The sequence below is a fragment of the Holosporales bacterium genome (genome assembly GCA_031263535.1).
GTDB lineage: Bacteria > Pseudomonadota > Alphaproteobacteria > UBA3830 > JAIRWN01 > JAIRWN01.
In genome coordinates this window covers 1-14,636 of sequence record JAISFO010000006.1, presented here as the reverse complement: position 1 = coordinate 14,636, position 14,636 = coordinate 1, and the positions used below count along the sequence as shown (strand labels likewise).

At 43.5% G+C, this 14,636-nt stretch carries 12 protein-coding genes and 1 tRNA gene; 7 read left to right on the top strand and 6 right to left on the bottom strand.

The genetic code is table 11. The features are described 5' to 3' along the window. Positions 1-4: 4 nt before the first annotated feature. On the bottom strand, positions 5-532 hold the full coding sequence (locus LBL30_00415; protein ID MDR1031578.1) for a methylated-DNA--[protein]-cysteine S-methyltransferase: 528 nt from the start codon (positions 530-532) through the stop codon (positions 5-7). A gap of 118 nt (positions 533-650) precedes the next feature. On the opposite strand from LBL30_00415, the gene LBL30_00410 reads away from it, so the two are divergent. After that, a complete protein-coding gene (locus LBL30_00410) occupies positions 651-1,244 on the top strand; it encodes a superoxide dismutase (GenBank protein MDR1031577.1) in 594 nt (197 codons plus the stop codon). Positions 1,245-1,265: 21 nt separating this feature from the next. On the opposite strand, the gene murJ is transcribed toward LBL30_00410, so the two are convergent. Genes murJ through LBL30_00395 form a run of 3 tightly spaced genes read right to left on the bottom strand, consistent with a single transcriptional unit; the run spans position 1,266 to position 4,579 of the window. Further along, a complete protein-coding gene (gene murJ / locus LBL30_00405) occupies positions 1,266-2,801 on the bottom strand; it encodes a murein biosynthesis integral membrane protein MurJ (GenBank protein MDR1031576.1) in 1,536 nt (511 codons plus the stop codon). A 27-nt stretch (positions 2,802-2,828) separates the two neighbouring features. Next, positions 2,829-3,308, bottom strand: coding sequence for a ClpXP protease specificity-enhancing factor SspB (locus LBL30_00400; protein MDR1031575.1), 480 nt, complete (start codon positions 3,306-3,308; stop codon positions 2,829-2,831). A gap of 5 nt (positions 3,309-3,313) precedes the next feature. Further along, on the bottom strand, positions 3,314-4,579 hold the full coding sequence (locus LBL30_00395) for a nucleoside:proton symporter (GenBank protein ID MDR1031574.1): 1,266 nt from the start codon (positions 4,577-4,579) through the stop codon (positions 3,314-3,316). 84 nt (positions 4,580-4,663) lie between these two features. Between LBL30_00395 and rmuC the strand changes: the two genes are divergently transcribed. The 3 genes from rmuC (at position 4,664) to tnpA (ending at position 7,703) form a co-directional block, all read left to right on the top strand. Next, on the top strand, positions 4,664-6,022 hold the full coding sequence (gene rmuC / locus LBL30_00390; protein MDR1031573.1) for a DNA recombination protein RmuC: 1,359 nt from the start codon (positions 4,664-4,666) through the stop codon (positions 6,020-6,022). A gap of 219 nt (positions 6,023-6,241) precedes the next feature. Further along, positions 6,242-7,099 carry a hypothetical protein gene (locus LBL30_00385; GenBank protein MDR1031572.1) on the top strand — a complete coding sequence of 286 codons (858 nt, stop codon included), beginning with the start codon at positions 6,242-6,244 and terminating at the stop codon, positions 7,097-7,099. A 127-nt stretch (positions 7,100-7,226) separates the two neighbouring features. Beyond that, positions 7,227-7,703: an IS200/IS605 family transposase gene (gene tnpA, locus LBL30_00380; protein ID MDR1031571.1), complete on the top strand. Its 477-nt coding sequence runs from the start codon at positions 7,227-7,229 to the stop codon at positions 7,701-7,703. Between the two features lie 760 nt (positions 7,704-8,463). Here the strand turns inward: tnpA and topA are convergent. Next, a complete protein-coding gene (gene topA, locus LBL30_00375) occupies positions 8,464-10,821 on the bottom strand; it encodes a type I DNA topoisomerase (GenBank protein ID MDR1031570.1) in 2,358 nt (785 codons plus the stop codon). A 33-nt stretch (positions 10,822-10,854) separates the two neighbouring features. Beyond that, a complete protein-coding gene (locus LBL30_00370) occupies positions 10,855-11,994 on the bottom strand; it encodes a glycosyltransferase (protein MDR1031569.1) in 1,140 nt (379 codons plus the stop codon). 27 nt (positions 11,995-12,021) lie between these two features. Between LBL30_00370 and LBL30_00365 the strand changes: the two genes are divergently transcribed. From LBL30_00365 to LBL30_00355, 3 genes are all read left to right on the top strand, one after another. Beyond that, complete coding sequence (locus LBL30_00365; protein MDR1031568.1) at positions 12,022-13,098, top strand: glycosyltransferase family 4 protein; 1,077 nt, start codon at positions 12,022-12,024, stop codon at positions 13,096-13,098. A gap of 87 nt (positions 13,099-13,185) precedes the next feature. Further along, positions 13,186-14,100: a peptidyl-prolyl cis-trans isomerase gene (locus LBL30_00360; protein ID MDR1031567.1), complete on the top strand. Its 915-nt coding sequence runs from the start codon at positions 13,186-13,188 to the stop codon at positions 14,098-14,100. Positions 14,101-14,230: 130 nt separating this feature from the next. Next, a tRNA-Thr gene (locus LBL30_00355) sits at positions 14,231-14,305 on the top strand. Positions 14,306-14,636 lie beyond the last annotated feature (331 nt).

Sequence of the window (14,636 nt, the reverse complement as noted above, 5' to 3'; positions counted from 1 at the left end):
GATTTTATCGGCTACTTTTATTCGTCGCACAGATTCTACCAGCTAAATTGTGATTTTGCTCTAACGCTAGTAGGCGCACCTTCAATTCGACCCCTCCGCGATACCCGGAGATTGCTCCATTATTTTTAATAACTCGATGGCACGGGATAAAAATTGGGATAGGGTTCCTGCGAATTGCCGCCCCGGTAGCTCTTAATACTCGAGGGTAACCAATTTGACAAGCGATATCCTTGTAACTCACGGTAACGCCAAACTTGCATTGTGAAACAGCGTCCCAAACTTTTTGCCGAAACCAGTCACCCTTGGGCAAGAGAGGAAGGTTAAATGTTCTCAACTGTCCTGCTAAATATGCATCTAACTGCTCAAACGCATTTTGGATCAGCGCGGTGTTCCTTTCGTAAACTCTTTCTGGTAAGCGATCTGTTTCGAAGCAAACATGAGTTATGCTTCCATCTTCTTCCACAATACTGATCGGTCCAATCTTAGTATTTTGTGTATATACGAACATCTGCAGGCACAACCTCCTCAACATAGTGCTAGCGTAACACGTTCTTTATAACTTTATAAAAAACTCAACAGCCACTGACCGTAAAAGAGAGGTTCTCAACTTTTAAATTGTTAATTATTTCCAGTTATGAGAGAATGTAATTATGTATAAAGCGTCTAAATCGTACGATAATAAGGCTTTGGAGCCTTATTTGTCGGAAGAAACACAAACTTATCACTTTGAAAAGCATCATATAGGATACACAAACACCCTGAATGATCTGGTTCAAAAAGGTGGTCTGCCATCGTGGAGTTTGTCCCAAATAATATCCATGAAGGATAAAGTTGATGCCAAAGTTTTTAACAATGCGGCTCAGATTTTTAATCATGATTTTTATTGGAATTCTTTAAGTTTGAATAATTCTGCGCCAAACGAAAAGCTTTTGTCTTTAATAAATCAAAAATTCGGCAGTATTGAAAACTTTCAAAATAGTTATATTAGCAAAGCTTCCGAATTATTTGGAAGCGGATGGAGTTGGATTGTATTTGACAAAACTAAGCTTGAATTAGATATCGTCAATACCTCAAATGCAGAGAATTACGCCGCTACAGACAACCTTATTCCTATTTTGGTTACAGATTTGTGGGAACACTCTTATTATATAGACTACAGAAATGATAGGAAGAAGTACGTAGAGAATATTGTCAAGCATTGCCTAAATTGGGAATTTGCAAACTCTAATTTATGCCTTAGCTAGTCTTTTAGCTACTTGAGTAACTTATTTTCTTACATTTCTTAAGAACACCCTTGCGTTAAAGCCGCCAATCTTATGACCGATGAAAACGAACATAAGCGTCCCGATGGACATGTTAAAAAATGTCATAAGCATAAGTTGAAACCCAGTAAACTGCTGATTGCGGCTTATTATGGCAAGTGCATAAACAACGATTGAGGTTATTGCTACAGAGGCTAATTGCAGCGATATTTTTCGCCAGGTCGAGGCGTATATCCTTACAACAGCCCGCCTGTGCAGAATGTAATAGAGCAAGATAATATTTACCCACGACGATATTGACGTTGCCAAAGCTATACCAATGTGTGCAAAAATCGGAGTTAAAGTATATAAGGCGGCAATATTAACAACAACTGATAATATGCCGATCTTTACCGGCGTTTTGGTGTCCTTAGATGCAAAAAACGCAGCAGAGAACACTTTACTTAGAACGTAGGCCGGCAGACCCGTCAAAAATCCCATTAGAACCTGCGCAGTTATCATTGCGTCGCGTTCGTTAAAACAACCGCGCTTAAAAACAACAGTTATCAGCTCTGGCGCCAGTATAAACGCAATAAAAAGCACCGGTATGCTTAAGGCCGTTACAAGCAGTACGCTCGTGTTAAATTGAGCATTGGCAAGCTTTAGCTTGTTTTTGTTGAAACTTGACGACAACGCAACCAGCAGGGACGTTCCCATCGCTACCCCAATCAGGCTTAGCGGCAGCTGGTTTATACGGTCGGCGAAGTGTATATAGGTTACGGTACCAACCGACAGGCTTGAGGCTATCCTCATGTCAACCAGCATGTTGATTTGCCAAACTCCAGAGCTAAGCATCCCAGGCAGCATGTGGCGCGAGATATCTTTGACTTCGCTTGAGAAAAAGCGCGGCGTAAGCCTAACACTAAAAGCAACTTGTTTTACCCTGAACCAAAGTATTAGGACCTGTATCAAGCCCGCTGCAAGTACCGCAATCGACATGGTATAGGCCACGTTCGGGAAGCAAAGCGGCCCAAGCAAGACCGCCGACATCAATAATAAGTTAAATATGCACTGGATCGAGGAAGAAAGCGCGAATTTGTTATAGGCATTTAGTACGCCTGAAAGCAATGCCGACAAAGACGCTGAAACAATGAACCAGAAGCATATGCGGCCCGTCTCCATACCGATGGCATACCGGAATGAACCAACCTGAAAGCCTGGGGCAACCAGCTTCAATACATAGTGGTAAAACACGCAGACAAGCACGCATATAAGGCTGACTGCGCTAAATAAAAAACTAAAAGCCTCGGATGCGACTCGTTGGGCTTCTTGTGGGCCTCGTTTGTGTAAAATGTCCGAAAATCTGGGTACGAAAGAAGCATGAAAAGCCCCTTCGGCAAAAACCTTTCGCAACATGTTTCCTAATTTGGTTGATATAATGAATATATCGCTCAGCCACTTGTCAACATACGCCGCAATCGCCATATCCCGAAGGAAACCAGTAATTCTGGACAGCATCGTAAACAGGCTTACAGTAGCCGTAGCCTTGATTATATTCATCGAGGATTTGATTCCATTGTCCGCGTCTTAATGCCGCATCTTCAGCTTGCTTTTAAACTGAGCAAAATCGACCACGTTACTCATGTCAACTGAGGATACAACCTCATCCAGCTGGCTTCCTGCTTCATTGAACGAGTCGTCGATTTCGTCAGAATCATCTGCGGATTGCTCTGGCACAAACTGAAGGCCAAATTGCACAGACGGATCGAATATTTTGGTTAACGCATAGAATGGGACTTTAATCGACTCTGGTTTACCGCTGAAGCTTAGTTTGATTGAAAAATACTCGTCGGTAACGCAAAGGTCCCAGAACTGATATTGCAAGACTATGGTCATTTCTTCCGGAAACTTTTGACGTAAAGATGCAGGGATAACCACGCCGTTAACATTGGTACGAAAGCTTATATATAAATGATGCTCATCTTCCAAGCCGAAGGTCTTGATGTGCATGAGGATATCCCTCACCACCCCCAGCAAAGCCTTCTGCATCATAAGGTTATAATCCATATCGCTCAACCCAACAGCTCCCACAAAACCCCAACAACCGTTGCGCTTAGGCAAGTTGCCAGCGCCCCGGCAACCATCGCCTTAACGCTCATGCCTATGACTTCGTTTCTTCTTTCGGGCACTAAGCCGCTAAACATCTCTATCACAATGCCGATGCTGGCGAAATTCGCAAACCCACAAAGCCCATAGGTCATTGTAATACGCGTTTTCTCGCTTAATTGGGAAGATATTTCCGACAGCCCTATAAAGGCAACGATCTCGTTCAGCACGGTTTTAACCCCAAGCAAGTTTCCAGCCAGATTGGCCTCTGCCCAAGGTACGCCCATAAGCCAGGCAATTGGCGACGCTATAAGCCCAAGTATGCGCTCTAGGGTAATTGGCGCGCCAAATACATCCGGTAAGCTGCCAAGCATAATGTTAAGAAGCTTGATCAGCGCCAGCATAACCACCAACATGGCAACCACATTGGCCCATAAGCGCAGACCGTCGCCAGTTCCACGGGATATCGCCTCCATAGAGCTTGAGAATTTGTACGGCGAAATAAATTCTCCCGAAGTTTGTAAGTCTGATTGTGGAACCACTATGCGTGAAATCCACATCGCAGAAAACACTCCCATTACCGTTACTATCAGTATGTGGTTTAGTGCGTTTGGCACGACATTTTCCAGAATCGTAGCGTACAACACCATAATCATACCGGACGTGGTCGCCATTCCGCAGGTTATTGTGGCAAAAAGCTCATGCCTACTAAGCTTGGATAAGTACGGCCTTATCAGGAAAGGAACCTCAGTTTGCCCAAGAAACATCTTGGCCGCGGCAACTACAGCCAAGGCGCCGTCCAGCCTGAATAACTTGCTCATAACAAACGACAATCCCTTAACGGCGCATTGCATAACGCGCCAATGAAACAAAAGCATTGTTAATGCGCTTACTACCATAAGCATTGGCAGCGCCTGGAAGGCCAATATAAACAGATTTGACGGGCTATTTACGTCGAATGGGGCGGCTCCGCCCCCGACATATCCAAAAACAAAGCTGGCTGCCGCTTCGGTTGCATCTTTAAGTTTGCAAATACCGGCCGCTATTTTAAGAAAAGCCTCTTTTACCCCTGGAACTTTCGTCAGAAGTATGAAAAGAACAAACTGTACGGCAATTCCCGTAAGGATCGGCCAAATACGCAGGCGCTTCTTGTCCTCGCTCATTGCTATGGCAACAAGCGTAAATACCAAAATACCTAAGGCTCCTTGATAATGGCACAAAGACTGAAGCATAATGATCCACAGTCCTATCTAAATTTGATGGCCATGATATATGTATTTTTTCGAATTAACCATAGCGTATCTGGTTGAGTAGACATGCAGTTTGAAATCATTGCACTAAGTGCGGCTGGGGTGGTGGTTTGTGGCCTATCGCTGTTACTGGCCCGCAGCAAAAGAAGTCAGCAACTCTGCTTGCTTGCACAGACTCGCCTGGCAGAACGATGCGAGATGCTTACAAAATATGAAACTCAAAATCAACGGCTGCAGGAAACGCTGGAACGGCTTAGGCTGGATAATGCCACCCTGAACCTTCAGTTAGAACAAAAAGAAAAGATCGTGCAAGAGAAAATTGACCTTCTGAAAAGGGCAGAACAGCAGTTTACCGATACATTTAAGGCCTTAAGCGCCAATGCGCTTAATGAAAGCAATAAGTCATTTTTAGAGCTGGCAAAAGCGTCGCTTGAAAAGCTGTACGACGGGGCCAAGGCCGATATGTCTGTGAAAGAAAAATCCATGTCAGACTTGGTCAAGCCAATCAAAGACGCTTTAGGGAAAGTCGATATTAACCTGCAAGAGCTTGAGAAAAAGCGCATAGGCGCCTATGAGTCGCTAAGTCAGCAGGTCACCGGCCTTTTGAATACGGAGCATCAATTAAGAAGCGAGACCTCTAAACTGGTTGCTGCGCTTAAAAACCCTACAACCCGCGGCCGATGGGGCGAGGTTCAGTTGCGAAGAGTGGTTGAGATTGCCGGTATGACCAAGTACTGCGACTTTGAGGAACAAAAGTCTAACGCCAGCGACGCAAACGGCCTTCAAAGGCCAGACATGACAATAAACTTACCAGAAAACAGGAAGGTGATTGTTGATTCCAAAACGCCGCTATCTTCCTATCTTCAGGCGCTTGAAACTACAAATACTGATATGCAAGCGAATTTTTTACAAGAACATGCTAGGCATACAAAAAAGCACATAACTAGCCTTGCTTCCAAAGACTACTTGGCCAATTTTAATAACTCGCTTGACTTTGTGGTTATGTTTATCCCAGGGGAATCATTCTTGTCAGCGGCCCTTGAACACGATCCTGACCTTCTGGAATACGCTATGTCTAAGAATGTCATATTGACCGCGCCTATGACGCTGCTTGCGCTGCTGCGCTCGGTAGAACGTGGATGGCAACAGGTATCGATCGCCGAAAACTCGCGAGAAATCCTGACCCAAGGGCGGGAGCTTTACAAACGCCTGAACATTATGGTCGATCACTTTGTAAAACTGGGCAAATCGCTGAACCAAACCAATGGATCGTATAACGATATGGTTGCAAGCTTTGAATGCCGCATTAGGCCGTGTTTAAAGAAAATAACCCAACTATCCGGCCATTCATCGGCCACCGACAGGGATATTCCTCTCATCAACCAAACCCCAAAGGTAATAAACATCTCTGCTCAAAAAGGCTAAGCGCAATCCGGCTAAATTGGATTTGGGCAAGGATGTTATGGCTAGATGTGTTGCTGTAGTATATGCGCAACTTCTTTGTGTGCTGCCATGTTGCATCGTCTGTGGTTTTTTAGTCACAGTATTATCGACAAAGGACAAGCTGAATCGTGCATTTAATTGTTTATATGCAGTTCACTGGTTATATTGACCCCGTTGATGATTGTTTTTGCGAGGATTGATATGAACTTTAAAAAGATTTGTGCTTCAGGGGCGGTATTGCTGCCTATGTTAGCAGGCGCTGCCGGCGGTGGTTGCAGCGGCGATAGTGGTATAGGTACTGCTGTCCATTTGTATACTGGTATTGGATTCGAGTGCCCTTTCTATGAAATAGAGGTAGAAAATGTAGCGTGGCAAGCCATGGATCCCCACAATATGGGAACTATAGCGGCTTGGTATGGCTCATCATATGGTAGGAGTTTTTATTACGGTTCTGCACCCGCCTCCTATGCTGGTCTTGGTATGAGGGGCTATCTAGTAATGGACCAGAGTTATACCATGAAGCGCAATATTATTGGGCAGAATGGAAGCGCTATCATTGGGATAGAGGTTGGTTTGCCTGTCAGAGTAGGATGGTTAGGTTCTTTATTTGCTGGAGGTGAGTTTAATTTCTCTTACGGACATGCTAGAACTCAGAAGTCAAGTGGTCCGCACAGCGTTGGAATTCTATCGGTTCAGCCTATATCTTACAGTTTTGATGTTCGGTGTGGCTTTCACTTTACCAGAAGATCGGCTATCTATGGTTTACTTGGAACAACAAACATCGGGCTGCACTATAAAGATAAGGTACACTATACAAGGCAGATGTTTTCTGGGCGAGGGACTGTGTTTTTCACAGGAATTGGGGTAAGAACGTCGCTTGATGGGGTTACGTTTGTCAGCTTAGAAGGTCGGTGGGCTCCGAAATCTAAACTTGTTACGGCAAAGCCCAGCAAGAGTATAGCGGACGCTGAAGCTGGTTTTGCTACGTGGGCGCTTAAGGATTCTCCAAGTAAAATTGGCTGGACGTCATTTTTGATAAAAGTAACGACACGGTTCTAATTTTAGTATAGTCATTTATTTTTTTCTAACCGGCCTTATGGCCGGTTTTTTATTTTCCATTGGTGGGTGACAAACCTTGCACTTTAGTGCGGATTGCTTCAGCGTAATAAGAGTTATAAGATGAGGCATGAATGTTAAAGAACGATACGCAAAAGGTGCACACATGACATTGGATTTACAGTATCACTTTGTATGGAAAACAAAGTATTTCTACGAGGTACTGTGCGGAGATATTGCTCTACGGTTGAGAGATCTGATAAGGGAGATATGCGCTCTTCAAGGAATGAATGTTATCAAGGGAAACATACGATTTAATCGTGTTCATGTCCTCGTAAAAGCTCCAAGTCACATGTCTTCATCTAGAATGGCGCAGTATCTGAAGAGATGCACTGCACATGCGTTACTGAGGGAATTTTCCGAACTTAGAAAAAAATATTGGGGATGTCATTTGTGGGGGAGAGGATATTTTTGCAGTACGGTCGGTGCTGTCACAGAAGATATAATTAAAAAATACATTGAAGATCAAAATGACGAGGTTTTTTCATTCAAAATACGGGACGAAAAGAAGGATTTATCCTCACTCGGCGTATCTTCAGATACTTAGCACACTTCCGGCTTTAGCCGGTAGTAATTGATATAGGCCGCAAAATCATTCCCCCCCCGGAACACAAAAGTCCCTTTGTTGTTCATTATCAGCAGGAATTTCATTTTAGTTTTATGAACGTTTACTTTTCTTTATTCTTTACCCCTATTGAACTTTTAATATAACCAGTTGCCATATCGAAATGTGATTGTACTCAGCTTTTTAAAGAACGATCGCATTTTTAATGGCGTGAGCCCTACAACAAACATTAATTTTTGGACGTGAATGTGCTTTTGTCATTCTGCCGATCCTAGGCTGTGAGAAAAAGGAAGGGTTGATTGCATCAGGGAAGGGGGGGGGCATAAAAGATGCCGGCCCTATTCTAGCAAAGGTAAAACTCGCATTAGGCTAATTAGTAGCGTCCTGCACAACTTTTACCTGTCGCAGAAGGAAAAAGGAATATGTCCAGAATGGCCGCTTAGCAGTTGCAAAATATGTATTACGGATTTATTTTGATTTTTCTAAATGCATATACCCAGGTCAAATTAGCGTATCTCGTAAGACTAAGTACTCTTGCCGCATCCTTGTGAGGAAAGGATAATCCTTAATATGACGCTTGATCGTCATATTATTGACAGTTTAGAAGATAAAACCTTAGATTTATAATAAAATCAGGATTGATAGAAAATTTAGATTTCATAAGGTTGCTTAAGATATATACGCTATTTCTTAGTAGCGCAGAATATGTGAATAAATATTATTAACTTTCGTCGTTAAATACTTAAGTGGATTTTTTTGATTTTTTAGCCGCTTCAGTTATGAACTCAACCGCTTGGTCGACAGACGGCAATGAAAACAGCTTAGCATAGTCCAAAGAGAAGAATTTATTGTCGTGCCTGATATATGGACCAAAGCGGCCTATGCCAACTGAGATTTCTTTTCCGTCATCTGGATGTTTACCTAAGACTTTCGGCAAACTGATAAAAACTTTTGCTTGGGACAGAGAAATTTGCTCAGGATCCATGCCCTTTGGAACAGAAACACGCTTGACGTTACCTTTACTGCCGGACGCGGCTTCACCTAATTGGACATAGAATCCATAAGGGCCTTTCCTAAGAGTAATGTTCTGGCCAGTGTTTGAGTCTTTGCCAAGAGCCTTAGGCTCGTACTTACCAGATGCGGGCGCCTTGCCCTCTGCTTCTGCGGATGAAGCAGCATTATCGTATAATGCGCTTGTAAACGAGCATTTCGGGTAAGACGAGCACCCAAGGAAAGCGCCGTATCGCCCCAGCTTCAGGCCAATGCGTCCGCTGCCGCATATTGGACAGGCCCTGGTTTTATCACGGTCTTCACCATCTTTCACCGGGAAAAGGTGATGGTTAAGCTTGTCTTCTATGAGGTTCAGCACTTCAGTAATGCGAAGTTCTTTAGAAGAATCAACGATTTTTATAAACCCTTGCCAGAAGTTGCCCAAGACCTTAAGCCTTGAGACTCTTGCATTAGATATATCATCGAGCTGCTGCTCAAGATCAGCTGTAAAATCGTACTCGACGTATTTGGTAAAATAATGCAGTAAGAATGTATTTACGATCATGCCCCGCTCTTCCGGAAAAAAGCGTTTTTTGTCTAAGCGAACATAATTGCGGTCTTGCAAAACCTGAATTATATTGGCATATGTCGATGGGCGGCCAATCCCCAACTCTTCCAGCCGTTTAACCAAGCTGGCCTCTGTGTATCTAGGCGGCGACTGTGTAAAATGTTGTTTCTTATCAAGATTTTCGATAGCCACGGATTCTTGCGCGCTTAATGGCGGAAGCATAGCGCCCTCCCCGTCATCGCTTTTTTCATCGTCTTTTTCTTCTTGATAAAGCTTCAAAAAGCCGTCAAAAGCAATGGTCGATCCAACCGCACGAAAAACATGCTTGCCTGAAGAGTCGCAGATATCTACGATAACTTGATCAATAAGCGCTTGCTGCATCTGGCAGGCGACAGTACGTTTCCAGATAAGCTCATAAAGCCGCCAAAGATCCTTATCCAACTTACCTTGCAGCTGCGAGGGTAAGATTAATACATTTGTTGGGCGTATAGCCTCATGCGCTTCTTGCGCGTTCTTGACTTTATTCTGGAATACTCTGGGCGATTTGGGCAGGTACTTTTCGCCAAAGTTTTGATTTATAGCCTCACGTATGCCAGACACAGCATCGTTGGCCAGGTTAACGCTGTCCGTCCTCATATAGGTGATAAGACCAACCGTTTCGCCATCTATGCTCGCGCCTTCATAAAGGGATTGGGCCAGCTGCATGGTGCGCTTTGACGAAAACCCAAGTTTCCTTGAGGCCTCTTGCTGCAGAGTGGACGTTATAAAGGGCGGCCAAGGGTTGCGCTTGATTGATTTTTTCTCTACATTTTCGAACTTGTATTTGCCCCCTTCCACAGAAGCAACCGCCGAAGCAGCAAGCTGAGCGTTATTCAGCGAAAACTTTTCAAGCTTCTCGCCGTTCAAAACCGTCAGCTTTGCCGGGAAAACATCGCCTTTTTCATTTTTGAACAGAGCCTCGATCGTCCAAAATTCTTGAGGCTTAAATTCCTCTATCTCAATCTCACGATCGGCAATAAGCCTGAGCGCAACCGACTGAACTCGACCCGCAGATTTACTGCCGGGAAGCTTCCTCCACAGCACAGGGGATATATTAAAGCCAACAAGATAATCCAGCGCTCGCCTTGCGAGATAGGCTTCAATAAGAGATTGATCGAGGTCTCTGGGCGAGTTTATCGCCTTGTTTATGGCGGATTTAGTGATCTCGTGGAAAGCGATACGCTGTATAGGCTTGCTTTTTATGCCCTTGCTGCGAATTATATCCTCAATATGCCAAGAAATGGCCTCGCCTTCCCGATCTGGGTCAGTAGCCAGCAGTATCTCATCGGCAGTCTTTGCCTCTTTTACTATGGCGTCGATCTGCTTTTTACTGCGGTCGCTGACTTCCCATGTCATGGCGAACTCATGGTCAGGATCTACTGAGCCGTCCTTTGACGGCAAGTCGCGCACATGGCCATAGCTGGCAATCACCTTATAACCAGCGCCAAGGTACTTGTTTATGGTTTTTGCTTTGGCGGGGGATTCTACTATTACCAGTTTCATATAAGTATAGGCGCCATTAAACGCCGGATAAATTCAAGATTGTATGATTCTTTCCCATCCGCTTACAGCCTTGTCAATAGAGAAGTTTTGCTCGATTAATGTTTTTGCTTTCTCGCCGACGGCGGGGCTTGGGTTTTTAATCGCCTCAACTATAGCCTCGGCCAACTTGCTAGGGGATTTAATTGGAACTAGCCTATACAGCCCTTGGGTTAGCTCTCGCATGCACATAATATCGGTACCCACAACCTCTTGCCCCGTGTACATAGCCTCAATAACCGCATTCGGCATACCTTCCGAGTGGGAAGGAGCGACAAACAGATCGCAAATAGTCAGTAGCTCATCTACATTATGACAAGCGCCAAGAAACCTTACATAGCGATCCAATCCCAATTGCTTAGTTTTCTGTTCAAGCCTTGTTTTCTCTGGGCCATCTCCTGCAAGCAAGCAGACCCAATTGTTGTTTGTAAGTATCAACAATTCTTGCTTGGCAATGCTTAGGGCATCTAACAGGTCATCGTGGCCCTTAAAAACGACTAGTCTTGCTAGTACAAGCAGCACTTTTATTTTACTTTCGATTTTCAGCTTTTTTCTTACGGATTGTTGATTAACTTGGCGCGAAAATTGGCTATGTTCGAATGCGTTGTTGACGATATGAACTTTGGATGATGGAGTTTTATCTGTCCCTGTAAGTTGATCGGCAAGTTCATGACTGTTGACTACAAAATCATCTGCGAATTTATACAAAAATGTCTCATATGCTCTTGGAAAGTACGAATATTGACGATCGCAGATGTTTCTTATACTAAAAACCACTTTTCCTTTGCCGCGTGCTAACAAACAGGCCGTCATGCCAAATAAAATTGAATGCGACATCATGAATACAGTTGTAATATTTGGCCGGCTTCTAAATTCGGAATATAAATGCGACAGAATGGATATAAGCTTGCACACTATCCCTAACAAGCCATTTGTAAAACGAAATGGTCTTGGTTTTATGATGTTAATTCCATTTTTTAAGAACGCTGACACTAGCTCGCCGTCATCAGGGCTCAACGTCACAAGGCGCACATTCCACCCTCTTTCAGCAAGCTTAGGAAGAACTATAGCAATCTGTTTCTCGGCGCCACCAATATCGGTCGAACCAATTACAAAACGAACGGATTTGTCTGGCATGCTAATAAGTACAATTGGTTGGGTGACATGAAGTTATTATTCACTATACCAACCCTTCGTCAAGGCGGATCTGAACGTGTTATATTGGTCCTTACCGAAATTTTATCCAAGCGTCATAGGGTTATGGTGGCAGTCCAAGATAAGCTAGAAAACTGCTTCTACTCTCTGAGTCCAAAGGTCAAACTAATCAGCACTGATTCCTTAAAGAAAATCATACCATCAACAATAAGGCTGAGAAAAATCATCAAAGACTATGGGCCAAACGTGATCATATCGTTTCTTATGCAACAGAATATTATCACCCTTGCGGCAAATCTTAATCTGGGTATTCCTTTGGTAGTCAGTGAGCGAACCTCTAAGGAGTGCTATGATTCATTTGTATCTAAAACTTTAAGTCTGTTGGGCTTTTTTACATACAGATTTGCTGATCAATTGACAGTACAAACGGCTAAAATCAAAAAGCAATTTGACAATATAAAAAATAAGGTACGCGTAATTGCCAATCCAGTCATTTTGCCTGAGGGAACGTATCAATCAATTGCTCGAGAAAAATTGATAATTGCAGCTGGTCGACTGATAGCTTCCAAAAACTATGATTTGCTCATCGACTCATTCTCGCAATTAGCAAGCGATTTCCCAGATTGGCGATTAGAAATCTGGGGCGGGGGGAAGGAAAAAGACGCTCTTCAACAACAGATAAACCAGCATAACCTAAGCGGCCGTGTACAACTATGCGGTACGACTAAAGATATATATTCAGTGTTGCGTAAAAGCTCTATTTTCGTAATGCCATCCAGGTTCGAAGGATTCCCGAATGCGTTATGCGAGGCCATGCTGGCAGGTCTACCGGTAATATACAGCAACATAAGCGGGGCAGATGAGCTGATAAAGCCAGGGGAGACAGGGCTGTTGATTAACTCAGGCGACGTTCATCAATTAGTTGAGTCAATGAAAATGCTCATCGAAAATCCAGAGCTAAGAGATCAGCTAGGCAGTAACGCAAAAAAACACATCCAAGACAACTATGCTGCGGATAAAATCGCCACGCAGTGGGAAATGTTGTTTCAAGACCTTCTTGAAGCCAGGCGTTCCAAAATATTTTAAACTTTTTTGGCTTTTATATTTGCTAAAAATTTAGTTTTGTTGTATATTTATCTTCACTTAGTAGTTTTAATATTTTGGAGTACTTTTATGAAAACAAAAATTCTAATCGCCTTGCCATGTGTTGGCATTCTTGCATCGATGCACCTTCACGAGGTTGCACATGCTGAAGACCCCAAAGAAGCCGCCAATCAGTCAGGCCAAGCTGGAGGCAAACAAAACGCGTCTACTAATGACGAGATTGTTGCGTCGCTTGGTAATACTGTTATCCGCAGGTCAGAGATCAACAGAGCCGTAAATCAATACATGAATATGGCTAAGGCTAGCAAGGTACAGGCGCCCGATCGAGATAGATTATTTTTGATGATTTTGGATGCTAAGATCCGCAGCGAGGTTATAAAGATTGCCGCTAAGCAGGCTGGGATAGACCGAGATAAAAGCTATCACGCTAGGCTTAAGGATCTGCAAGATCAGCTCTTAATGGAATTATATCTTGAGAAAGAAATATCTGCAAAGATTTCTGAAGCGACACTTAGAAGCGCTTACAAAAAGTTATCTGAACAAATCTCAAAGGAAAAAGAATACCGTATAAGGCATATTTTTGTTCGCGAAGAAAATACAGCAAAAGAAGTGATTGGCAAGCTCGATAAGGGAGGCGATTTTGCTGCTCTTGCGGATCAATATAATTCCATGTCTAGAGAGAAAGGCGGCGATTTGGGCTATGTACTGGGCAGTAGTATACCAGAGCCAGTAAGCAAATTTGTTACTGAATTAAAGCCAGGTGAATACACCAAAAATGCTGTAAAAGTACAGGCTGGTTATTTGGTGTTTAAGCTCGAAGACGTTCGTGATGCTAAGGTTCCAACGATGGAAGAGGCTAGACAAAGGCTGGTCGAGGTTGTAAAGCAGGAATCTATGCAAGCTTTGGTCAAGCGCCTGGTTGCTCAGTCTAAAGTCAAAGTGTTTGCAAAGGAAGCCGCTTCTCTTCAAGAACAACAGCGATAGTTTTTTGCTCTTGGCATTTAAGCATTCTAAAAACCGAGATGGTTATATACCTTCTCGGTTTTTTATAATATAAATGGCCGGCTTCTACAGTGATCTTAGAAGGATACTTGAACGCTTTCTTAGGTCTTGCGCCGCCGTGGCTCAGTGGTAGAGCACACCCTTGGTAAGGGTGTGGTCGTGAGTTCGATTCTCACCGGCGGCACCAAATGTTTACCTGCCCAGGCTCTTTAGATTAGCTTTTATTGATAAAATATCTGACTTGTTAAGGTTTGGTGTTGTTATTTATTTTAGTAAATTTACAAACTTTCTTATATTCGGATGCTTTGTGTCAAAACTAGCATTTACTTGAACAAGCCTCGCTTTCTACTGCAATTACATAATGCCTGCGTGTCCTGACACTTAAGCTCCCCCCCCCCTTTACAAAGGGATGACGTATTGTATGTTAGCTTCAGCGAATCTGAACTGGAGCTTGCCACCGAAAATCACCTTATTGGCAATATCGCTCCTTACATCTTTCACGTCTTGAGATTTAGATA

Coding starts and splice junctions, on each gene's coding strand:
- LBL30_00415 (MDR1031578.1), bottom strand. CDS start 532: ATGTTGAGGAGGTTGTGCCTGCAGATGTTCGTATATACACAAAATACT.
- LBL30_00410 (MDR1031577.1), top strand. CDS start 651: ATGTATAAAGCGTCTAAATCGTACGATAATAAGGCTTTGGAGCCTTAT.
- murJ (MDR1031576.1), bottom strand. CDS start 2,801: ATGAATATAATCAAGGCTACGGCTACTGTAAGCCTGTTTACGATGCTG.
- LBL30_00400 (MDR1031575.1), bottom strand. CDS start 3,308: ATGGATTATAACCTTATGATGCAGAAGGCTTTGCTGGGGGTGGTGAGG.
- LBL30_00395 (MDR1031574.1), bottom strand. CDS start 4,579: ATGCTTCAGTCTTTGTGCCATTATCAAGGAGCCTTAGGTATTTTGGTA.
- rmuC (MDR1031573.1), top strand. CDS start 4,664: ATGCAGTTTGAAATCATTGCACTAAGTGCGGCTGGGGTGGTGGTTTGT.
- LBL30_00385 (MDR1031572.1), top strand. CDS start 6,242: ATGAACTTTAAAAAGATTTGTGCTTCAGGGGCGGTATTGCTGCCTATG.
- tnpA (MDR1031571.1), top strand. CDS start 7,227: ATGAATGTTAAAGAACGATACGCAAAAGGTGCACACATGACATTGGAT.
- topA (MDR1031570.1), bottom strand. CDS start 10,821: ATGAAACTGGTAATAGTAGAATCCCCCGCCAAAGCAAAAACCATAAAC.
- LBL30_00370 (MDR1031569.1), bottom strand. CDS start 11,994: ATGCCAGACAAATCCGTTCGTTTTGTAATTGGTTCGACCGATATTGGT.
- LBL30_00365 (MDR1031568.1), top strand. CDS start 12,022: ATGAAGTTATTATTCACTATACCAACCCTTCGTCAAGGCGGATCTGAA.
- LBL30_00360 (MDR1031567.1), top strand. CDS start 13,186: ATGAAAACAAAAATTCTAATCGCCTTGCCATGTGTTGGCATTCTTGCA.